The sequence below is a fragment of the Myxacorys sp. genome (genome assembly GCF_059501405.1).
Genome location: NZ_JCACCM010000087.1, coordinates 24,387 through 46,406, shown reverse-complemented (window position 1 = coordinate 46,406; position 22,020 = coordinate 24,387). Strand labels below are relative to the sequence as shown.

At 48.0% G+C, this 22,020-nt stretch carries 21 protein-coding genes; 11 read left to right on the top strand and 10 right to left on the bottom strand.

Annotation, left to right across the window (positions count from 1 at the left end):
- Positions 1-30: 30 nt before the first annotated feature.
- The 5 genes from AC5I6P_RS09440 (at position 31) to AC5I6P_RS09420 (ending at position 6,937) form a co-directional block, all read left to right on the top strand.
- Positions 31-3,297, top strand: a complete 3,267-nt coding sequence (locus AC5I6P_RS09440) for an NACHT domain-containing protein (protein ID WP_495693495.1) — start codon at positions 31-33, stop codon at positions 3,295-3,297.
- Between the two features lie 292 nt (positions 3,298-3,589).
- Positions 3,590-4,156 carry a D-glycero-alpha-D-manno-heptose-1,7-bisphosphate 7-phosphatase gene (locus tag AC5I6P_RS09435; RefSeq protein ID WP_495693494.1) on the top strand — a complete coding sequence of 189 codons (567 nt, stop codon included), beginning with the start codon at positions 3,590-3,592 and terminating at the stop codon, positions 4,154-4,156.
- Between the two features lie 93 nt (positions 4,157-4,249).
- The gene (locus AC5I6P_RS09430; protein ID WP_495693493.1) at positions 4,250-5,287 is read left to right on the top strand and encodes a bifunctional heptose 7-phosphate kinase/heptose 1-phosphate adenyltransferase; all 1,038 of its coding nucleotides are present in this window, start codon (positions 4,250-4,252) and stop codon (positions 5,285-5,287) included.
- Positions 5,288-5,325: 38 nt separating this feature from the next.
- A complete protein-coding gene (gene waaF / locus AC5I6P_RS09425; protein WP_495693492.1) occupies positions 5,326-6,381 on the top strand; it encodes a lipopolysaccharide heptosyltransferase II in 1,056 nt (351 codons plus the stop codon).
- Between the two features lie 283 nt (positions 6,382-6,664).
- Complete coding sequence (locus AC5I6P_RS09420) at positions 6,665-6,937, top strand: GlsB/YeaQ/YmgE family stress response membrane protein (RefSeq protein WP_495693491.1); 273 nt, start codon at positions 6,665-6,667, stop codon at positions 6,935-6,937.
- Positions 6,938-7,179: 242 nt separating this feature from the next.
- On the opposite strand, the gene rbp is transcribed toward AC5I6P_RS09420, so the two are convergent.
- A complete protein-coding gene (gene rbp, locus AC5I6P_RS09415; protein WP_495693490.1) occupies positions 7,180-7,446 on the bottom strand; it encodes an RNA-binding regulator in 267 nt (88 codons plus the stop codon).
- Between the two features lie 469 nt (positions 7,447-7,915).
- Between rbp and fba the strand changes: the two genes are divergently transcribed.
- The 3 genes from fba to AC5I6P_RS09400 all read left to right on the top strand — a co-directional run bounded on the left by fba (position 7,916) and on the right by AC5I6P_RS09400 (position 10,227).
- Entirely contained in the window at positions 7,916-8,995 is a 1,080-nt protein-coding gene (gene fba, locus AC5I6P_RS09410) for a class II fructose-bisphosphate aldolase (RefSeq protein ID WP_495693489.1), read from the top strand.
- A 272-nt stretch (positions 8,996-9,267) separates the two neighbouring features.
- Positions 9,268-9,729 (top strand): TspO/MBR family protein, encoded by a 462-nt coding sequence (locus tag AC5I6P_RS09405; protein WP_495693488.1) that lies wholly within the window; start codon positions 9,268-9,270, stop codon positions 9,727-9,729.
- Between the two features lie 57 nt (positions 9,730-9,786).
- Entirely contained in the window at positions 9,787-10,227 is a 441-nt protein-coding gene (locus tag AC5I6P_RS09400) for a peptidylprolyl isomerase (RefSeq protein ID WP_495693487.1), read from the top strand.
- Between the two features lie 28 nt (positions 10,228-10,255).
- Here the strand turns inward: AC5I6P_RS09400 and AC5I6P_RS09395 are convergent, their stop codons facing one another.
- The 4 genes from AC5I6P_RS09395 to AC5I6P_RS09380 all read right to left on the bottom strand — a co-directional run bounded on the left by AC5I6P_RS09395 (position 10,256) and on the right by AC5I6P_RS09380 (position 13,382).
- Positions 10,256-10,957 (bottom strand): M15 family metallopeptidase, encoded by a 702-nt coding sequence (locus tag AC5I6P_RS09395; protein ID WP_495693486.1) that lies wholly within the window; start codon positions 10,955-10,957, stop codon positions 10,256-10,258.
- A gap of 45 nt (positions 10,958-11,002) precedes the next feature.
- Positions 11,003-11,878 (bottom strand): SH3 domain-containing protein, encoded by an 876-nt coding sequence (locus AC5I6P_RS09390; protein WP_495693485.1) that lies wholly within the window; start codon positions 11,876-11,878, stop codon positions 11,003-11,005.
- Positions 11,879-11,953: 75 nt separating this feature from the next.
- On the bottom strand, positions 11,954-12,175 hold the full coding sequence (gene yidD / locus AC5I6P_RS09385) for a membrane protein insertion efficiency factor YidD (protein WP_495693484.1): 222 nt from the start codon (positions 12,173-12,175) through the stop codon (positions 11,954-11,956).
- A 31-nt stretch (positions 12,176-12,206) separates the two neighbouring features.
- The gene (locus tag AC5I6P_RS09380) at positions 12,207-13,382 is read right to left on the bottom strand and encodes an LbetaH domain-containing protein (RefSeq protein ID WP_495693483.1); all 1,176 of its coding nucleotides are present in this window, start codon (positions 13,380-13,382) and stop codon (positions 12,207-12,209) included.
- Positions 13,383-13,577: 195 nt separating this feature from the next.
- On the opposite strand from AC5I6P_RS09380, the gene rpsD reads away from it, so the two are divergent.
- Entirely contained in the window at positions 13,578-14,186 is a 609-nt protein-coding gene (gene rpsD / locus AC5I6P_RS09375; protein WP_495693482.1) for a 30S ribosomal protein S4, read from the top strand.
- 130 nt (positions 14,187-14,316) lie between these two features.
- Here rpsD and AC5I6P_RS09370 read toward each other — a convergent pair whose 3' ends face one another.
- From AC5I6P_RS09370 to AC5I6P_RS09355, 4 genes are all read right to left on the bottom strand, one after another.
- A complete protein-coding gene (locus AC5I6P_RS09370) occupies positions 14,317-14,673 on the bottom strand; it encodes a hypothetical protein (RefSeq protein ID WP_495693481.1) in 357 nt (118 codons plus the stop codon).
- On the bottom strand, positions 14,631-16,292 hold the full coding sequence (locus tag AC5I6P_RS09365) for a PhnE/PtxC family ABC transporter permease (protein WP_495693480.1): 1,662 nt from the start codon (positions 16,290-16,292) through the stop codon (positions 14,631-14,633). Before AC5I6P_RS09365 ends, AC5I6P_RS09370 begins: the two co-directional genes overlap by 43 nt.
- A 3-nt stretch (positions 16,293-16,295) precedes the next feature.
- Positions 16,296-17,036, bottom strand: a complete 741-nt coding sequence (locus AC5I6P_RS09360; protein ID WP_495693479.1) for a phosphonate ABC transporter ATP-binding protein — start codon at positions 17,034-17,036, stop codon at positions 16,296-16,298.
- A 140-nt stretch (positions 17,037-17,176) separates the two neighbouring features.
- Positions 17,177-18,109: a putative selenate ABC transporter substrate-binding protein gene (locus tag AC5I6P_RS09355; RefSeq protein WP_495693478.1), complete on the bottom strand. Its 933-nt coding sequence runs from the start codon at positions 18,107-18,109 to the stop codon at positions 17,177-17,179.
- 155 nt (positions 18,110-18,264) lie between these two features.
- Between AC5I6P_RS09355 and AC5I6P_RS09350 the strand changes: the two genes are divergently transcribed.
- Positions 18,265-19,527, top strand: a complete 1,263-nt coding sequence (locus AC5I6P_RS09350; protein ID WP_495693477.1) for a bifunctional folylpolyglutamate synthase/dihydrofolate synthase — start codon at positions 18,265-18,267, stop codon at positions 19,525-19,527.
- 170 nt (positions 19,528-19,697) lie between these two features.
- On the opposite strand, the gene AC5I6P_RS09345 is transcribed toward AC5I6P_RS09350, so the two are convergent.
- The gene (locus AC5I6P_RS09345) at positions 19,698-20,987 is read right to left on the bottom strand and encodes an ABC transporter substrate-binding protein (RefSeq protein WP_495693476.1); all 1,290 of its coding nucleotides are present in this window, start codon (positions 20,985-20,987) and stop codon (positions 19,698-19,700) included.
- Positions 20,988-21,235: 248 nt separating this feature from the next.
- Between AC5I6P_RS09345 and AC5I6P_RS09340 the strand changes: the two genes are divergently transcribed.
- Positions 21,236-21,991, top strand: coding sequence for a hypothetical protein (locus tag AC5I6P_RS09340; RefSeq protein WP_495693475.1), 756 nt, complete (start codon positions 21,236-21,238; stop codon positions 21,989-21,991).
- Positions 21,992-22,020 lie beyond the last annotated feature (29 nt).

Here is a 22,020-nt window from a genome sequence, read left to right as displayed (position 1 = left end):
TAATCAGGAAGTTAGCGATGAGGATCAAGCATGGAGTTTGCAACGCTCGGGGCTGCTGTTCTCAAAATGGTTGCGCCACCTGTGGCAAAAGCGCTGTTGACGCAAGTGAAAAGTCGGCTCAATCCGACAGAGCTTGAAGCCGCGCTAACGAAGGGAATGCAAGCGGCTGATAGTGAACATGAATCAGGTCTTGATCCTTCTAAAATGCTGTTTCGTCGATGTCCTGATAAGCCAAAGCGAGATTTTTTGGAAGCTGCCTTGAAGCATCCAAGTGCATTGGGTGAGTTACAAAAGCCTTTAGAAGCGCAAGGACTTCCTGATGTGGCGTGTTTGGTCAAAGTTTTTTCGCAGGTTAAGACAGATCAACACGTTGACCTAAATGATGCGATTCTTGAGCCTTGGATTAAAACGTTTACGCACGCTTACGTTCAGGAGACCAGCGCCTATATTGCGCTTCGAGTTGCTCAGGACGATTATCTAGAGCAGTTGGCAAACTGGTTTGATGATGTCAAATTTGCGGGCGTTGCGATCGATGGGCAGGAAGTTGATCGGGCAAATCAGCTCCTGCAAATCTTTGTGATGCCGGATGTTCAAGAAGAAGTAACGCGGACTGGGTTTGCGTATGTGATCGCTCAAGACTCGGCTCCAGATCGACAGGTTGTGCTGTTGGCAGAACAGCGATATTACTCCAATCTTGAGCGAACCGGACGCAAACTCTCGGCGCGTCAGTTGTTGCAGCAGCCCAATCGAACCAAAGCCGCCGTTCTGTTGGGTGCGCCAGGGTCAGGAAAGACGACGCTATTAAGTTATTTTGCGATCGCATTAGCAATGCAAGCCAAGACATTAGCAATGTTAGCCGATCCGTTACCAATGCCAGGCGGTACACAAGCAATGTCAGGCAATCCGTTACCAATGTCAGGCAATCCGTTACCGATGTCAGCCGATCCGTTACCAATGTCAGCCGATCCGTTACCAATGTCAGGCGGTACACAAGCAATGTGGGACAACGCATTGGCAAGGTCGTCCGATGTAAAAGGATTGCAGCCCCATACAGAAGAATTGCCGCTACCGATCTTAGTTCGGATTCGCGATTGGGCACGATTTCCAAACCTCTCGCTGCTGGAGTATGCGCGACACTTCGCTGAGAAGACGATGGAGGTCAAGAAGTTACCTGTCGGATTTTTTGAGTATTGGCTAGAGCGAGGCAAAGCGCTGATTCTGCTGGATGGGTTAGATGAAGTTGCCGAAGATGCGAAGCGCTATGACCTTGTGCAACGGATCGAAAACTTTTTAGGACAGCATCGCGAAAACTTTGCGATTATTACCTCTCGTCCGGCAGGCTATAAACGCGACTTTTTCCGCACGCATGAGTATCCGCACTACGAGCTTTTGATGTTTGATGACCCCAAAATGGAGGAATTTATCAATCATTGGTATGACAGTCGGATTCCAGACAAAGCGGAGGCAGAGCGGAAGAAGGAGAGCTTGAGAAAAGCATTGGGGGATAACGATCGCATCAAATTGCTGGCGAGAAATCCATTGTTGCTGACAATTATTGCGTTGATTCATCGCTACTATGCAGTGCTGCCCAAAGAACGCCATAAGATTTATAAAAAATCGGTGGAGACACTGCTAATTTCTTGGGATGCCCTGAAGGAATTAACGAACCATACAGTATTTAAGTATCTGGATCTGGATGATGTGCAACGGTTGATGGAGCAATTAGCGTATTGGATTCATACGCAGGGCAGTACAAGCGATCCAGAAGGCGGAACGCTAATTGATAAAGATGAACTGCTTGAGCAATTAACCAGATTGATCAAAGCACGAAAACCAATTCAGCTTGATCAAGCAAGGAATGAGTCAAAGCGCTTTCTACAACTAATTCGAGAGCGAACCGGATTGCTGAATGAACAAGGGCAGGACTGTTACGCCTTTGTTCACAAAACACTTCAAGAATATCTTTGCGCTCAGGACATTATGTATCGTGCGGATGATGAGGATGATTTTGACATTGTCCTGTCATACATTAAAGACTATTTGCATAATCCACATTGGCGAGAGGTCTTGCTGTTACTGGTTGCTCAACAGAAGCCGAAGAAGGCTGCGAAAGCAATTCGTGCCATTTTAAAGAATGGTAGTGAATACGAGCAATGGCTACATCGAGATTTAATGTTTGCTGGAATTTGTTTACTAGAAGATCCGAAAGGACTTCAAGCAACTGCTCAAGATTTAATTGCAGAAGTGCTGTCTCGTTTAGTTCAACTGAGTATGAAGGATGACAGATCAACTGGTCGAGAAGCTAAGAAATTGGTTGAAGAAATCATCTTCAATTTAAGTGAAACATCTTTTGCAGCAGATGCTCTAGAACACATCAGAGCTTATAGGGACAGAATCTCTCACAGTTATCTAGTGAAAAGTCAAATGCTGCTAGGAAATCATGAAGAGGCATTAGAATCTCTACTCATTCTGCTCGAAGATCGATTGTCGTCTCAATGGGCACTTGAGATGCTAGGGAAGAGTAATAAATTCGTTGAAGCTTCTAAGTTTTATGTTCAAAGATTAATCTCGATATTTAATGGAGAGGCTAGCATAGCTAAAGCTTTAGAAAAGCTGAAATATAGAGATGAATGGGTTGACGACGTTCTTTATGAAGACAGCTACGATGAGGCGTCTAGGCGAATATCATATGATGAGTATCTCCGAGAAGAATTGGAGGAAGCAAAAACTTACTATGCAGAAGTCAATGTACTTATCTCAAACCTTAAGAATGGTTCTGAGTCAGCCATTGATCAACTGATTGATTGGCTAAGCTGTGAGGAGTACAATGTTGCCTCGTATGTTGCAAAGGCTTTGGGTGAAGCAAGTAGCCAATTTAGTTCAATCATTCCAAAACTATTGGAGCGCTTAGAAGATGAATCTTTGATGTTATTCAACGGAATCATTGAAACTTTAGGCAACTTAAGTAATCCCTCTAACGAAGTGATGCAGTTCTTGATAGCGTGCTTAAATAAACGAAATTACTGGCTGATATGCGTTACAGCAGCGGAATCATTAGGAAAACTAGGCAACTCCGATAGCGTTATTGTAAGTGAACTACTAACTTGGCTGGAACTCGACGATGACGCTGCGGAGAATCCCTATTCGCTGAAATCCACAGCAGTTAGGATAATAGGCAAATTGGGCAAGAAGTGCGATCGCGTCCTTCCCCTACTCCTCGATTGGATTGAACGCCATCAAGACTCAGAGTATGTCGGAGCAGGAATTGATGCACTGTGGAAAATCGTGGAAGGATAATAGGGAATATAGTCAAGAAAGTGCGATCATATTAAAGTTGTCAGTCAATGCAGAAGACTTGTAACCCGATCCAATCGCTCAATTCATCTCGTCTTGCTGAGCGCTACCAATTTTTGTTGAACGCTCCGGACGAAAACTCTTCTAGAGCTTGTTAAAGCCGTTTTTCACATCAATCTTCGTTGAACATCGCTTTTTGCAGAGGATGCACCGTATTATCAATTACGCCGTCATTGAAGTAGCTCTTTAGGGGTTGCTCAATCTTCTTGCTGTCAGTTTATCGATTAGACCTGTTATGTTTCCTGCCATCTTCCTCGATAAAGACGGAACGCTGATTCCTGACATTCCTTACAATGTTGATCCAGACAAAATTGAATTATCAACTGGAGCCGGATTAGCCCTACGATCGCTCCACCAATCTGGCTACAAATTAGTCATTATCTCTAATCAATCGGGAGTTGCGAGAGGATACTTTCCAGAATCAGCATTAGTGGGGGTAGAACGGCGAATTCGAGACCTACTGGAGATGTTTGACGTTCCTCTGAGCGGATTTTACTACTGTCCTCATCATCCAACTGGCGAAATGGCGTCCTATGCGATCGCATGTCAGTGCCGTAAACCCGAACCTGGGCTCCTGCTTCAAGCTGCGCAAGAACATCACCTCGACTGTACCAAGTCGTGGATGATTGGAGATATTCTCAACGATGTAGAAGCCGGACGAAAAGCGGGTTGTCAGACCATTCTGCTAGATAATGGCAACGAAACAGAGTGGATTCTCACTCCCGAACGACTTCCCCACTATCGGACTCGAACCTTGGCTGAGGCAGCTGAAGTGATTCATACTCACACATCAATCCATTAACGAATCCACGAATGAATCCGCCTTAAGGCTGTTTGCTCCGCATTAATTGTTCTGTATTAGTCATTTATCTCTCAAATTCATAAAAAAATATCCATGAGTAACCTGTCACGCATTGTCGAAAAATTTTCAGACTTGCGGGTTCTCGTGATTGGCGAGGCAATCCTCGATCGCTACCTGTATGGTTGTGCAAATCGGTTTTGTCAAGAAACTCCGGTTCCGGTTGTGACGCTTTCCCATTGCGAAAATCAGCCTGGAGGAGCCGCGAATACCGCCGTGAATATACGAAGCCTGGGAACTCAGGTCACTTTGCTGTCGGTGGTTGGTAATGATGAAGAAGGGAGACTGCTACAACGCGCCTTGTTAGATCATCAAATTGATATTGATCCAATGCTTGTAGCCAGCGATCGAACAACGCTGACAAAACAGCGCGTCATGGATGAAGACAGACTACTGCTTAGATTTGATCAAGGAACGACTAACACCATTACGGCCAGTCTTGAACACGAAATCATTCACTATCTAACGCAGCATTTTTATGATTATGATGCTGTGATTGTTTCTGATTATGGATACGGGATTTTAACATCAGGCGTGATTGATGCAATCGGTACTCTGCGCAATATAGAACCTACGTCGCCGCAATTTCAGCACTCTAAAACGCTGTCTAAAACCCTAGTTGTAGATGCCAAAGCACTAGAACGCTATAAAACGCTCAACGTCACTGCCGTTAAGCCTAACTACGAGCAAGTTACACAACTTCTACCTCAAACCAGTTCAGAACGAGACTTATCGCGAGTTGACTGGATTATTGCCCAAACCGCACAAATTCTAGCGGCAACCGGAGCGCAGATGGTTGCCGTAACGTTAGATCAAGAGGGGGCAATCATTTTGCAACCTCAAACTTCCCCGCATCGGATTTATGCCAATCCAGTTTGTCCGACTCGCACCATTGGAGCCGGGGACACCTTTACCGCTACTCTTGCGATCGCGCTGGCGGCTGGGGCTTCTCCCACCGATGCGGCCGAACTAGCGGCGGCAGCAGCAGCCCTGGTTGTGAGCAAAACAGGCACTTCTATTTGCACAGCTGAAGAATTGCTGGCTCATCTTTCATCAGTTGTTCACAGCGCCTAGGCGTTTTTGTATTCCGTTCTGTATTCCTTTCGTATTGCATGTGGAACCAAGCTAAGAATCTGCTCTGCATTCGCCTAGACACGATTGGCGATGTGTTGATGACCACTCCCGCCCTTCGCGCCCTCAAAGAATCCGTACCCGGCCGCCAAATTACGCTCCTGACCTCTTCTGCGGGAGCCGCGATCGCGCCCCTGATTCCCGAACTCGATCACTTCCTGATTTACGATTCGCCTTGGCTAAAAGCCACTGCCCCTCGCTCGAGTCCCCGTCCTGAATTCGAGATGATCGAGTTTTTGCGATCGTTTCACTTCGATGGAGCTGTCATCTTTACGGTTTATAGCCAAAACCCGCTGCCATCTGCCTTTCTGTGCTACATGGCAGAAATTCCTCTGCGCTTAGCTCACTGCCACGAAAATCCCTATCAGCTGCTGAGCGACTGGATTAAAGATCCAGAACCCGATGGCGGAATTCGCCACGAAGTTCAACGGCAGCTTGATTTAGTTGCTCACATTGGCTGCACAACGCAGAATGAACGCCTATCGGTGCAGGTGGAAGAGCGCGATCGCACCACCATTACCGCTCTCCTCCAACGCCTTAAAATTGACAGAATTTCTCCTTGGGTCGTGATTCATCCTGGAGCAACGGCAGCTTCTCGTCGCTACCCCCCAGAAAGCTTTGCTGCCGTTGCCGATTGCCTCATCTCGCAGCAAGGATGGTCTGTTGTGTTTACCGGAACCGAATCAGAGCGTGACTTAGTAAACCAGATTCAAGCGACGATGAACGCCCCCTCTCATTCTTTGTGCGACCTGACGTTAGGCGAGTTTGCTGCCTTAATCGAAGCGGCTCCGGTTCTCATCTCTAACAATACAGGCCCCGTTCATTTGGCGGCGGCTACCGGAACGCCTATCGTCGATTTGTATGCGCTGACCAACCCTCAACATACCCCGTGGCAGGTTCCAAACCGAGTCTTGTTTCACGATGTTCCTTGCAAATATTGCTACAAAAGCATTTGTCCAGAAGGACATCAAGATTGTCTTCGGCAAGTGACACCCGATCAGGTCGTGCAGGCAACAGGAGAGTTAATAGCGAAATGAGAGATAAGTGAGGACTTTGGGATCTCTTCTGCAACGCTTTGTGAGAAGAGGCATGACCAACGTTGGTTGGTCGATGAACTCTGACAATTTTCACTAAGGTGAAGGAACAGATTTTTGGCAAAGCGTTACCAAAAGCATTCTCTAACTCTTTCGTGCCCTATGTCTCTACCCTTTCTTCCTCCCTCTTTCGACAATTCCTGATTCCATCCTTCGGCAGATTGGATTTGAGAAATCAACTTGATATTCTTTGAGTGTTGAAACAATTTTTTTAGGAGAACGAAATATGTTGAATCTAATCGCTTGGGCTATCTTAGGATTGATTGCAGGTGCGATCGCGAAAGCAATCTATCCAGGTTCACAAGGTGGCGGCATCGTTGCGACAATGATTCTCGGTATTGTTGGTGCATTTATCGGAGGCAGCCTGTTTAACCTGCTCTCGACGGGAACGCTTTCTTTCGCTGCAACAGGTCTGAGCATTGGTGGTATTTTCGTTGCTGTGATTGGTGCGATTATTGCAATCTTCTTGTGGGGCTTGCTCACCCGTCGTGCGGCGTAAGCTCTTAATATAAGTTAATTCAGTACAAGATTGCTTTAGGGGTTTTAGCGTCTTAAAAAAAATCAGGGTTCTCTCCAGTGCGACGGCTGGAGAGAACCCTTTAGTTTTATCAGGGCACACAAGCTAAAATTCACCTCTTTACTGCTTCAAGCAGTTCTTAGTTCGTTGGAAGCCGTACTTCCAACCCTCCCTCTTGTCGGGCAACCTGCTGTGGTGCATTCAAGACAGGTAATATTGCTTTTCTAAAACCGTCCTCCTCGCCCTTCTTCCTTGGGTTTCGCCTTGTTCACCCGAAGTTGTCTACCCATCCACTCTGCTCCATCAAGTTCACTAATTGCCGTATCTTCGTGAGCGTCCTCTGCCATCTCAACAAACGCAAAACCGCGCATCCGGCCCGTTTCGCGATCGGTGGGCAGAACGACCCGCTTCACGGAGCCGTACTCTGCAAACACAGATCTCAAATCTTCATCTGTCGCTTGGTAAGACAAGTTTCCAACGTATATCGTCATGAGAAGGGTCATCCGAACAAAGAGCAAAACGAATTCTTGAGCGCCCTATCGCTAAGTTGTCGATCGCTTCGCAGTAGAAGCAAGGCGGTTAGACCGACTCAGAATCTAGTCTAAATATTGCCCTTAGTTGCAAAATTAATTTTGTCACCCGCAACACATTTACTGAGTAAAGTTGCAGATCTGTAGGGCAAAGTTTCTTGATCCCCAAGTTTAACCGCAATTGCTAAGATCGATTTTGCTGTTTTGCTGTGTTTCATTTTTGCGTTCCGCTTCAATCCCTATCACTCCTCTCGTTCTCAATCACCCCTCAAAGACATATAAGTAAATTTAATAGCTATTTTTACCTAATTTAGGTGGGTGATTGGTCAGATTCGGCATACGGGATGAGTAAAATTGCCTTAAGATTGTCGTAACGATTTAAGCGGTTAGATCAAAACTCGCTGACCATACCCAACCAGGAGGACTATTTATGGCGCTCGTACCAATGCGGCTGCTGTTGGATCATGCGGCTGAACACGGCTACGGCATCCCGGCATTCAACGTCAACAACATGGAGCAGATCCAAGCGATCATGCAGGCTGCCCATGAAACTGACAGCCCTGTGATTTTGCAAGCTTCTCGTGGCGCTCGTTCCTACGCTGGCGAAAACTTCCTGCGTCACCTGATCTTGGCGGCAGTCGAGACTTATCCTCACATTCCGATTACCATGCACCAAGACCATGGTAACGAGCCTGCCACCTGTTACTCGGCGATCAAGAATGGCTTCACGAGCGTCATGATGGATGGTTCACTCGAAGCCGATGCAAAATCTCCTGCTAGCTATGAGTACAACGTGGCAGTCACCCGTGAAGTGGTGAAAGTGGCTCATGCGATCGGAGCATCGGTCGAAGGTGAGCTTGGCTGTTTGGGTTCGCTCGAAACGGGCATGGGTGAAGCAGAAGACGGTCACGGCTTCGAGGGTAAGCTGGATCATTCTCAACTGTTGACCGACCCAGATCAAGCGGTTGACTTTGTTGAGCAGACTCAGGTGGATGCGTTAGCAGTTGCGATCGGAACCAGCCACGGAGCCTACAAATTTACCCGCAAACCGACCGGAGAAATCTTGGCAATCAGCCGGATTGCAGAAATTCACGAGCGCTTGCCCAACACTCACTTAGTGATGCACGGTTCTTCGTCTGTACCCGAAGACCTGTTGGCGTTAATCAACCAGCACGGTGGCGCAATTCCTGAAACCTATGGCGTACCTGTTGAAGAGATTCAAAAGGGCATTAAGAATGGGGTGCGTAAGGTGAACATCGATACCGACAACCGTTTGGCAATTACGGCTGCTGTTCGCGAAGCCCTCCAATCCAATCCCAAGGAATTTGACCCCCGCCACTTCCTGAAGCCGTCGATTAAGTACATGCAGAGAGTGTGTGCCGATCGCTATAAGGAGTTCTGGACGGCAGGCAATGCCAGCAAGATTAAGCAAGCCTCGGTTGAAGTTTATGCAGCAATGTATAAGAAAGGCGAACTCGATCAAGTCGCTAAGAAGACCGCTAGTGTCTAATCGCTAGGTCTAATTGAGAAACTGGGTAGCTTTTCGGCTACCCAGTTTTTTTATTGAGCCAGTTTCTCGTTGGGTTAAGAAGTTAGGGTCTTTTAGAGGCAATGAATCCTCTGCTTGAGAGAGGGGTTCCTATTCTCCAGTTCCACAATTTGGGTAATGCATCTGATTTTCGTTCTCAGGGTTGATTCCTGCGATCGCGCCACCCTGGCACAATGCTGAAATATGGTTCCAACCTATACAGTTTTCATATTTCTTCTAAAGGCTTAAAAGTAATGATCAAATCCTGGCTGGTGATTGGCGCAGTCACGTTCTTAGTCGCACTGGGAAGTAATATTGTCAGACCGCAGGACGTGAAGTGGTTTAATCGGTTGCGGCGTCCGCGTTGGCTCACCTTTGAGAAACTGATTCCAGTGATTTGGATGATTATTTTTATTTGTGGCGCTTGGTCTGCCTATATTGTATGGGAAGAAACGCAAGACTGGCAGTTGATGATTTTTTACCTCGTGCTAGAAGTTGCGATCGTGGCCTATTCCCCCACATTACTTTGGTCTCATAGCCTCAAACTGGGAACATTTATTGGCGGGTTAGGCTTTGTCATTGGGTTACTGTTGACCGCGCGAGTCTATCCAATTTCTGGATGGGCTGCGCTGTTGCTCGTTCCCTTTTTGCTGTGGGGTCCGATCGGCACGTATACAACTTGGGCAATTTACAAACTCAACCCCGAATATCCCTAGAATCCGCTAGTTCTACACTGCCTGCTAGGATAGTGGGGTTGAAATAAGGGAACACCTATGACTCGCGCAATCATGGAGACCGACAAGGGTACGATCCATCTGGATTTGTTTGATCAAGACGCGCCCAACACGGTGAAGAATTTTGTGGATTTATCGACTAAGGGTTACTACGATGGATTAGCATTTCATCGAGTCATTCCTAACTTTATGGTTCAAGGCGGTTGCCCAAACACGCGAGAAGGCGCAAAAGGAAGACCGGGAACGGGCGGCCCGGGATACCAAATTAAGTGTGAGATTAACCCGAACAAGCACAAGGCGGGTTCGCTATCCATGGCTCACGCGGGACGCGATACGGGCGGTAGCCAATTCTTTATTTGCCATTCGCCTCAGCCCCATTTAGATGGAATGCATACTGTGTTTGGTCAGACCAACGACATGGATGTCGTGAATGCGATTCGGCAAGACGATCGGATTTTGTCTGTGAAGATCGAAGAGTAGAGATGAAGGATGAGGGAGGTCTTTATCCCTACCTCCCCGCCTTGCCATATTTGGCACTAGCCCTTCCACCTTCCTGTACGGTCAGCCATGCCCAAATCTGATCGCCGTAAGAGAAGTGCCACCATTCATTCCAATGCCGCTTAAAGCCTGATTTAACCATGACATCGCAAAGAAGCTGGCGATGCTGATGATAGGTTTTCTCTAGTGAATTAGTGCTGTCTGCAAAATGGTTGGGGAACGATCGCGGTGATAGTTCATCGATCGGCGAACCCATATCAATCTCGTTCCCCTCAGCATTTATTAAGGTGATGTCAATGGCGGCTCCTGTACTGTGGGGCGGAGGCATCCTCGGATCACCATTCGGCATGGCCCAAAATTGATAGACCTGTTGCAGAATTTCTTCTCGCTGCGCTTCTGTTAAAGCTTTTGGGTTTAATCCTTGCGATCGCGCCGCCTCAACAAACGTGTAGTCCACCATAAATTGCTGCACAGCAACTGGACGGTAGGCATCAAAAATCTGAATTTTCCAACCGGGATGAGACTGTTGCAATATTTTATGGGCAGTCAGCAAGCGAGCGCAAACGCCTTGCCGGACGTAAAACGGTGATTTTTTCCCGTAGGGTGCGCCTAGCTTAGCGTAGGGATGGGGGGTAACGAAGGCAAACTCGTCAGGAATTTGAACGAGAGGTTCGTGACACTCGGCGATCGCGACTGATTGATAAGGCTTCATGCCAGTAGAAGATAAACATAGCAGAAACCTTATCATTCCTGCGACTCAATCTCCTCCGGGAATCTCAGTGAGTTGCCATTGTCCATTCAGTTTGGCAAAGATAACTCGATACTCTAACGGCTGACGGGCATACTGACTCGACACAAACCCCGGCTTTCCGTTGGGTAGAAGAATTGGCATCCAGCTCTTAATCGGGTCGTATCCTTCCTTAGGGTCGCTGTACCGTTGTTCAAACGTTTTTCGATCGAGCTTGACGACCTCATTCGAGAGCCTTGCCACGATCGTGCTATTGGCACTCGGTTGCGCTCTGACATTTACATTCTCACCCTCGATAATCACTTTATCGAGGAGGTGTCCAATCCCTTGAGTGCCTTTTGGCGGTGGATACTGTTTCTCAAGTTCACCCGCCGCATTCGAGCAAACAAAGCCATCTGCATCTTGTTCAGAATTTACGTTTGTGAGCGAACACGGACCTGAGATTGCTTTTTCAAGAATGCTCCAGAGCGGTGTGGTAGAACCCTCTGATTTCAAATATTCTTCCAGGGGTATGGGTCCACCAAATCCGAGGGAAATCTCTCCTTTTGGCACCACACTTTTGAGAAATTCCAGGTCGCGGCGCTTGATGGCTTGACGAGCGCGATCGCGAAACTGAGCAAAGGAAGTGTTCTTCACCTCGTCTCGATACACGAGTCGCTGATGCGGGAAATCATCCAGCGGCGACGGGACGGGTGTCGGAGCAGGAGATGTCACGGGAGATGCCACAATGGGCGCATCGGGTGATGGGGTTGTCGAAGGAGACTGTTGAGACGAGGGAGAAACGACAAGGGGCGGGGCGGAACGGTTTGATGTGGCGGCAATTCCAATCCCAATTCCGCCTGCGCAAATCGCGGCAAGCGCAACAATCAAAGGAGCTTTCTGCATAACACGAGGAACGGTGACGATTTCTACTGATTTCTACAGTTCCCCTACTGCCCCTTACGGAACCCCTGTAGCGCTCTAGTCTTTAGGCGGAACCGGATCATAACCAACCGACGACGAGAACGGATGACAGCGGCAAATGCGTCTCGTCGCCAACCAACTGCCCTTAAGCGCGCCATGAGTGGCGATCGCGTCAATGGCATATTGAGAACAGGTAGGTTGAAAGCGGCATTTCGGTAAGAGCAATGGCGAAATGACCATGCGATAGCCGCGAACTAGCCCAATCAAAAGTAGCTTCATGGGTTTATTGTAACGCTCGTCTAGTCTCGCGTTATCCTCGTCGTACAGACAAGGCGTCTGCCTGAGCTTGTGTCGTAATCAATGCCCTATCTGGAACTTGAACATCATCACGGAGCGTCACGCCGACCACGATCGCGCCTGTGCCAATCGTGACTCGATTGCCAACCGTTGATCGAAAAAGAATGGCATCATCGCCAATCGTCAGGTTATCGCCGACCGTGAGCGGACCGTGAAACACAATATTGTCATCTGTATCCAAATTGCGACCGATTTTAATGCTAGTTCCCTTCAGCGCATGAAATGTAACTCGATCTTCAATAGCTGCACTCTCACCTATCACAATTGGTGCCCCTTCATCTGCCCGAATTGAGGTGCGGCGTCCGACGACGCTATTTGCGCCCAAACGCACATCCCCCACTAGTCGAGCAAATTCTTCGACTCGAACCCCTGATCCTAGCGTTGGCTTGACGGGTTTAGGATTCCACGAGGTGCGGGGTGCGGCACTGATGCCCGTCACCGCATCAAAGCCTTCTGTCTGATACAGCTCAGAGTAGTGCTCTGCGAACTCTTCATTCACCTCTAAAACTTCTTCCTGGAAGGTACTGTTATCCGCAGTCTTAAGCGGCAGAGCATCGGCTTGAGCTTGTGTTGTGATCGTTTGTCCAATTGCCACTAAGCGATTTTTGGGAATCCGCACACCCGTTATGGTGGCCCCATGCAGCACAAAGGCCCCATCTTCGAGAATGCTGTTGGTAATGCGCGATCGAAACCCAACAAATGTAAATTTCCCGATCCGAGAATTGACAATCACCGCTTGATGGGCAATGCTAGCTCGCTCTTGGGTGCTGTTAGAGCGGCTGCCGCAGGAAGATGATGGTGATGGTAAAGATCGCAATGCCAAGAACAAAATGTTGTCTTGTAGATTCGTTTCATTGCCAATACAAACTCGCGTTCCGGGGTCAGCCCGCAGAATCGTATTACTCGCGACAAAGCTCTTTTGCCCGATCGCGACATCTCCAAATAATTCTACAAGGGGGCTAACAAAGCTAGAATTGACCACAACTTTGACCGATTCCCCAATTTGAGCTAGTCCAGCACGGGTGCGAGGCGCGTCGCGGGACTCTGAAGAAAATCCATAGACAGCAACACTGATCGCGACCAGCGTTGAGACAAAACCCGTAATCAATCTTGACGTCTGTTTTTTCATAGTGGTGTGTTAGCACTGTATTTGCTTGAACCCTGCGTTTAAATAAACTACAGAGTGAAGCAGACTCTCGTTTGTGTTTCAGAACTTAAAGTTACCAGAATCCAAAAAACAAAAAATAGACTTCCCTGATATCAACGCAAAGCCTTATACTAGTAAAGTTGTCAAAATCTTCTTTCGAGTACACGAGGAAAGTTCATGTCGCGATATCGAGGTCCGCGTTTACGAATTGCGCGTCGTTTGGGAGATCTGCCTGGTCTCACTCGCAAAACCCCCAGACGGGCATATCCCCCCGGACAACACGGGCAAAACCGCAAAAAACGGTCTGAATATGCAGTTCGTTTGGATGAGAAGCAGAAGCTTCGGTTTAATTATGGGGTGACTGAGCGCCAATTGCTTCGCTATGTGCGGAAAGCGCGTCGGGCAGCTGGTTCTACTGGGCAGGTCTTGTTGCAACTGCTAGAGATGCGGTTAGACAACACTGTTTTTCGGATGGGTATGGCGGCGACGATTCCGGGAGCCCGGCAGTTAGTGAATCACGGACACGTGACGGTGAACGGTCGCGTAGTGGACATTGCCAGCTATCAATGTCGTGCAGGAGATGTGATTGGGGTGCGCGATCGCGATCGCTCCAGAAAACTAGTGGAAGCAAATCTGCAGTATCCCGGTTTGGCGAACTTGCCGAGCCACTTAGAGTTTGATAAGAACAAGCTAACCGGAAAGGTTAACAATGTCATTGATCGAGAGTGGGTAGCCCTCCAGATCAACGAACTGCTGGTGGTGGAGTACTACTCGCGTCAGGCGTAGATTCACCTGTTCGATATGACCGCGGCACTCGAATATTTTTTGAAGCCCTTTCGTCCGTCAGCGAGGGGGCTTTTTTGACTGGCGCGACTATCAACTATAGTGTGGTAGTCGTGTTCCTACAGGATGGTAATTACCCTAGCGTTGCCAGAATTAAATGCTCTAAAGAGAGCGGTTCATCGCCAAATTTTCTTTCGATATAGGTAGCGTACCAGTGGTTGAGTGACCATTTGGCAGATTCAGTATCGGCTCTGGTTTGGGCAGCGCTCCGGGCAGCATCTAGCGTTGGGTAGACCTGACGATCGCTCACTGCCAAACGATTTCCGGGTAGCCAGCACTGAAACGAGAATCCATTGGATTCCGCCACAAGTTCAATGAGCCAACCGTGGTAAACCTCGTTCATCTGCCTGAAACACTCGACCTGAATTATTTGTCCCGTTTGATCCGTTAAGACGCTCTGAGCGATCGCCGCACCCTTCCACTGATCCAATCCACCAAAAACGTTAATACCAGAAACGCGCCCAAGGTCACGATTAAAGATTGGTAGTCAAAGCTACTTAGCTGTTCGGTGAGCAATCGTCCTAATCCACCCGCGCCCACTAAACCCACAATCACCGTTTCGCGCATACAGACTTCCCACCGATACAGAGTATAGGCAAGAAACCGAGGCATCGTCGCCGGCAACACGCCATATAGAAACACCAGAGAATTAGGCGTTCCTCCAGCGCTGAGAGCTTTAAGCGGTGGTTGCTCTAGGTTCTCAATCACTTCTGCAAATAGCCTGCCCAAAATCCCAAGATTGTGCAACCCCAGCCCGATCGCACCGGGCAAAATTCCGGGAAACAAGACATACAGGACGACAAGCGCCCAAATTGGGGCAGGAATAGCACGACAGAGCAATAATACAATTCTAGCAATCACTAGCAGAACCAGAGGGAAGAGATTTGCATTACCTCGTCGGTTTAGCAAGCCGCTGAGGAGAAAAATTTGGGCGGCGGGAAAGGCGAGCAGTAGCCCACCACTTGCGGCGATCGCGATCGCCAGAACTGACATCGCTACCGTCTCTACCGACAGTGGAATCAATTCAGCAATTCCTGTGAAATTGGGCGGCAACGAGGTTTGAACAATTTGATGCAGCAGTTGCTGCGATCGCGGCGAGCCAATCTTACTCAAGTCAGGCTGGATGTACCAAAAACTGAGCGCTACTCCTGCGATCGCAATTGGAAACAAACTAAAAATCCGGCTATTGGAAATGTTGCGTTTTGTTGGGCGATGTGAATTTAAGTCAATTCGGCTGGCGCATCCTAATTGATTGCGGAGTGTTGCACTAGCAATATCAACGCCTCCATTCAAAATTAATAGCGCATAGAAAAACGTCCATAGCTGCTCATAGCGCAGCGATTGTAAACTTAAAAGAATTTCGTAGCCTAATCCGCCAGCGCCGATGATACCAAGTACAGCAGCAGAACGAATCGAGCACTCAAATCGATAGAATGAGTAGGACAAAAGATTTAGAAACGCTTGTGGCAATAGCGTATAGAAAAAAGCAGTAATTGGAGCAACCCCACTATTGATTAAGGCTAATAGCGGTTGCCTAGGAGTTTCATCTAAAATTTCTGAAAATACTTTTGCGGTAATGGCTCCAAAGGGGATTGCGATCGCAGCTACAGCAACTAAGGGATCGAGTCCCCAAATGTTGAGAAAAAACAATCCCCAAATCAATTCGTGAATGGCACGGGGAAACGCAAGTATGGCTCGAACGCTGTGAAAGCCAAAGTATCTCAATCGCTTTGCTCGCAGTACCTCTAGCCACCATACTTCTGAGCAAAATACGCCTGCGATCGCGCCAATTGTGACGCTCAGAAAAGTTCCGCAGACCGCATAAGCCAAAGTTACAAGGGATGCTTGAAGGGTTGTTGCTAATAAATCGTAGCTTAAGTCTGGGTGAACGCTGGCGGCAACAAATCGCCACAGCAACGGAAATCCGTTAAAGTTCACAACAGTTTGTCGAAACAGCCCGGCTTGCCAAAGAGATAGCGCGATCGCGATCAGTCCAATCATGCCCCACTGGAGCGACGGACTGATGAAGCGGGATGCAGGTCTAGACATAGCTCAGAGACGATATAAATCAGCAATCATTTCGCTCGATACAGCCGTACTGGGCGCATCGAACAAAATACGACCCCGACGCAGCCCAATCATGCGATCGCAGTAGCGCAACGCAACGTCAACGTCGTGCAAACTCACAATCAGCGTTCGGGATGATTGGCAGTTGCATAAAATCTCCATCACTTCGCGACTAAGTTCGCGATCGAGACTCGAAATGGGTTCATCAGCGAGGATCACCATTGGATTTTGAACGAGGACTCGTGCGATCGCGACTCGCTGCTGCTGCCCGCCAGAGAGCCGATCGGTGCGATCGTACAGCTTTTCTGGAATTCCGACTTGAGCCAAGGCTTGGGTGGCAGTTGCCACATCGAGCGGTACGATGAGGGAGATCAGCGCTTTCAGAAACGACCAATGCCCCAGATGACCTGCATTGACGTTATGAATTACTCGCAGATTATCAACCAAATGTAGCTGCTGATAAATCGTTCCGATTTGGCGTTGAATTTGGCGATGGTGCTTCGGTTTGAGTTGATGTAGTTTTTGTCCAAATGCTTGTACTTCTCCCCGCGTTGGCTCTAGCGTTCCATTCAACAATCGAATTAGCGTACTCTTTCCTGCTCCACTCGATCCAACAAGTGCCACCCGCTCACCTGCCACAATATGCAGCGAGATATCAGTTAGCGCTGTAAACTGTCCAAATTGAAGCGTGACGCGATCGACAGAAATAATGGGATCAGATGACATATGGGCTATAGGTGTAGGAGCGCTCCTTCATGCCGTTATTTTTGGCGATGGGTAGGGTGGCAGATGTCACGGATGTAGTGAGTAATAGATTGGTTCATCCGCTACAAGTCTGTTGCTAACTTGCTGATTGCAACAGTGACTTATTTAATTTTGCCAATCTCCCGCCCAACCTGCTCGATTCGAGCGTAATTCTCATTCTTCGTCGGCACAAATTTCGTCGCGCCAAATAGCTCCAAAATCTCCTTTTGCTCCGCCACCTTCGGATCGAGCTTCATCAAGGCGGTCTGTACTTTCTGAGGAAAATCATCTCCAAAGCGCTGCTTCACACTCGGACTAATCACCCAATGGTAATCGTAATACTCGGGCGATCGCCAAATCACGTCAATCTTACTGCGATCGATTTTGCCTTCCTGCAAGCGTTTTTGCCAGACCTGCTCATTCAATACCCCGGCATCGTAAGTTCCGGCTGTCACAAGCGCGATCGTCGCATCATGGTTTTGAGAGAACCCCGATTGTCCTTTAAAATCCTCTAGCGTTACGCCTGCCTGCTGTAAGAAATATTGCGGCATCAATCGTCCTGACGTTGAAGACTCGCTGCCAAACGTGAAGGAATGCCCTTTTAGTACGGTTAATTCTTTCAGATTGTTGATTGGTTGAATGCCGCTATTTTTATTGGCGATAAAAACACTGTGAAACTTAGCATCGATGTCTCGCTGTGCCAGTGCTTCTGCTCCAGGAACTTGCAACCGGGCTTGCACTCCCGTTAAGCCACCAAACCAAACCATATCCAAGTCACCCACTTTAAATGCAGTAACGGCGGCGGTATAGTCAGTGACAGGCTTATAGCTTACGGGAGTCTTTAGTTCTGCTTCTAAATACTGAGAGAGCTTGCCATAGAGCCGTTGGAGTTTTTCTGCATCTTGGTCTGGAATTGCGCCTGTTACAAATGTTTTAGTTTGTGTCTTAGTTTGCGCAGCAGAATTCGCTGATGAATTAGGCGAAGAATTATTGGAACATGCTGACAACGGTAAAAGTGACAGAAAGAGAAATGCAGAAGTCAACAGTCTTTTCATTAATTGCAACACACTTATTTCTAAATTTGGAAGATACCACATCGCATCAGCAACATAGTAGATTTAGATCGTTTGATTTAATTCAATTACCGACCCTTGATTCAACTCACAACCAATCGTTCTAAAATATTAGTCTCCCATATCGCGATCATCAAATGGCTACCCAAGACATCCTGGAGGTCGAACAATTTCTACAAGGATTTGAATTGTTCGGAGTCAATTTGGGGCTTGAAGCCAGTCTGACGCTTCTTGCCGCGTTAAACAACCCGCAGCATCGTGTGCCCATTGTTCATGTTGCAGGCAGCAATGGCAAAGGATCTGTTTGCGCTTATCTTTCCTCTGTTCTAACAGAAGCAGGCTACAAAGTTGGGCGTTATACCTCGCCTCATCTAATCCATTGGTGCGAACGAATTTGCATTAACGGGCAGCCAATTGCGCCTGATGATCTCTACCGCGTGTTGCTGAAGGTGCAATCTGCGATTGATCCTGAACAACCTTCTCCTACTCAGTTTGAAGTGATCACAGCCGCAATGTGGCTCTATTTTGCTGATCAGGAGGTTGACGTTGCGATCGTAGAAGTGGGCTTAGGCGGACGGCTCGATGCCACAAATGTGGTTGACCGTCCGCTCGCCAGCATCATCACCTCGATTAGCCGTGAACACTGGCAGCGATTGGGCAATACGATCGCGCAGATTACCACCGAAAAAGCTGGAATTCTTAAGCCGAACTGCCCTGCTGTGGTGGCGCTTTCAACGCTTCCTCAAGACGCTCAAACAGTTATCCATCAACGAATCGAAGCATTAGCTTGCCCTTTAATTTCGCCGCTTTCAAGTGAACGGTTATCGAACGGGCAAATTCAATACGATGGAATTCAGTATCGCCCTCCGTTGCCAGGAGAGGCTCAAATGCAGAATGTAGGACTTGCGATCGCGACTCTCTTTCACCTCAGAAAAACTGGCTGGAATCTTCCAGATGATTCCATTGTCAATGGAATCGAAAAAACAACATGGGCAGGAAGATTACAGTGGTACAAATGGCAACAGACTGAAATTTTGATTGACGGCGCACACAATTCTGCAAGCGCTAAAGTACTGCGCGATTACGTCAATACATTGAACGTAAGTTCTGTTCGCTGGGTAATGGGAATGCTGTCAACCAAAGATCATGCAGACATATTCAAAGCTCTGCTAAATCCGCGAGATTCGCTTTATCTAGTTCCGGTTCCCGGTCACAGTTCTGCTGATCCAAACTCGTTAGCCACCTTGGCCACTGCAATTTGCCCTGAGTTAATAGAGTGTCAGGTGCATAAGGATGTTTTTGCAGGATTAGCGGCGGCAACGGGTGGAGAATTAGTCGTGTTGTGCGGCTCGTTGTATCTCATTGGAGATTTTTTGGCAAAAACGCAACCGCTATGCTGATGACACCATGCGTGATCAGCAGATTGCTGAGTGAACAGGGCAAACCGTGGCGAACAGATCAAGTTGTTCATCGATCTCTAGAGCAAACTGCTTTTTGAGTTGATGCAACGTAAAGTCAGTCACTGTAAGCCACGCTGTTTCCCTCATTCCTCAAGACTACGATAGGCCTTCTACGATCGCGCATTCCAAGTTTGGGCAGCGTCGTTCAGCGACTGCTCCACCGATTTTTGACCCAACATCGCCGCTTGCAAATTCTCATAGAGCGTCTTTTGCAATAGCTTGCCGTCCTTCATCACTGGAATCAGCACTTCAGAATCTTTAAGTTGACCCGCGCTCACGATTCTTGCTTTGTCAATTGGGGTCGCATTGGTAGGCAGAGCTGTAAAGTAGCTGTCCGACGCCGCTTTGATAGTCGATGGGAGAACGTTCGCTGCTTTCGCAAACGCAAGCTGGTTATCATTATTCGCCACAAACAGCGCAAACTTAAGGGCAGCATCCGGTTGGTCAGTGTCTTTTGGAATGACTAGATCCATCACGGCTACGTTCTTCTTCTTGGTGTCACCTGTAATTTGAGCCGCAGATTCTGAAACTTGTGCGATCGTTGGCGCATTCTTGGCGATCGTTTTGAGAAACTCTGCGCCTGATGCCAAAACTGCCGTTCCACCTTGCTGATACAAATCAATGGCGTGCCGATGTCCTTCGGTCAACACTTCTTTTGGCATCAACCCATTCTTGTAGAGGTCAACCCAATACTGAAACGCCGCTTTCCCCTGAGGAGAATTAAACGCGGCTTTCCCCTGAGCATCGACAAGCTGAACGCCCATTTGCACAAATGATTCTAGAATCTCGCCCGAATCGCCCGGAACCGCCGTTGCAAAGAAGGCATATTTACCCGTTTTGTCTTTAATTTGTTTTGCCGCTTGAGCCAATTCTGCATAAGTCGCTGGAGGAGTGCTCACCCCAGCCTGCTTGAGAATATTGGTGTTGTAGATTGCAACTCGCGTCGTCAAGTACCACGGAATCCCAAACGTCTGATTGCCTAAGGTACTGGCTTGCCAAATGTTAGGAAAATATTGTCCTTTGACATCGGCTGGAACTTTGTCATCTAGAGTCATCCAAGCGCCTCGCTCCGCCAACTGAGAGGCAAATCCGGGGTTGAGGTTAGCCACATCAGGCGCGGTTTTGGCGGCCACCGCCGTTAGAATTTTGCGCTCCATTTCTGCCCACGGCACATCCACCCATCGCACTTTGATCCCAGGATTTTCCTTTTCAAACGTCGCGATCAGGGGTTTGAAATAGTCATCAAATTGCGGCGACAGTTGCATCGTCCAGAATTCGACTTCTCCTGTGCCAGAGGCTTGTGATCCACCCGAGGAAACCTTTCCGGGGCTGCAACTCACCAGCCAGCTTAGGGCAATTCCTAACAGTGCAAAAACTCCAAAGGTTTTCCAAGTTTTCATTTGATACAACAGAAACGAGGGGCGTAGATTAGTTTAATGTACTTGAGGACGAGGTACGGGGTCTGAAAGATGCGGTATTTGTAATTCTTTACCATGTTTGTTTCTCAGGACTATGTTTGCTTCTCAGGACATATTACATTCGACACTCTCTTGCTTTGTCGGTAACACCTGATTTCCTTCACTTAGTAGAGGTAAAACAGTTTCGGAAGTTTCATCCTGAGAATCAAGCGTTAATAGGGGAACTGGAGATGAAAACTGCAATCGTTGTATTAGGATTAGTGCCTTTTGTGTCAGGGCTAGCGATCGCAGAGCGAGCTTCCTCTGGAATCGTAACGCAACCTTCCCCTGGTGTGGCCCAGCTTTCCCCTTCCACCTCGTATTCAAATCGATCTAGCCTCTCAATTCCCAGTTCCTATCCAGAGTCGCAGTTGGGTATCAAGTCGGAGTACAGCAAACCATTCTATGGAGTTGAAAGTGGAGTCCCTACTCCCACCGTGATTTTCGAGCAGAGCGCTCCAACGTTAGAAGATTTGAGTCAGCCTGAATTTAGCCCTGCTGACCCTTCTCGATTCTATTCTGAAGATGCTGTGGGTAATCCCTTCTACAATGGCAGTCCGAATCGCGCTGTGGTTTCTCCTGGCATTTCCACTCCCGATTCCAGTCTCATTCCCTCAACGGTTGCACCTAGCTATCCAGTGCCATCTGTAGAGCCGTTTAACCAATCTGCTCCACAAGTGAATAGCCCTCAAGTGCAGTTTTCACGTATTACAATCGTTGGATCATCTCAGCCGGGAGTAGGTCGTTTGGATGGACAACTACTACAAGCAACCTGCCATCAAAATTGGGGTCAGGCCCTCCAGGTTGTTGATCAAGCCTTGCGTTCTGCACCGTCTAATTCGTCAACTTACCGAACGACGCTGCAAGCCTACCGCGATCGCTTACAGTCCTTATCATCGCGTCAAACCTTTGTTTCCAATTGGCAGCAGCAGTGTAAAGGCGGTTAGTGCTCAGATGAATGGCTGATACTAACTGA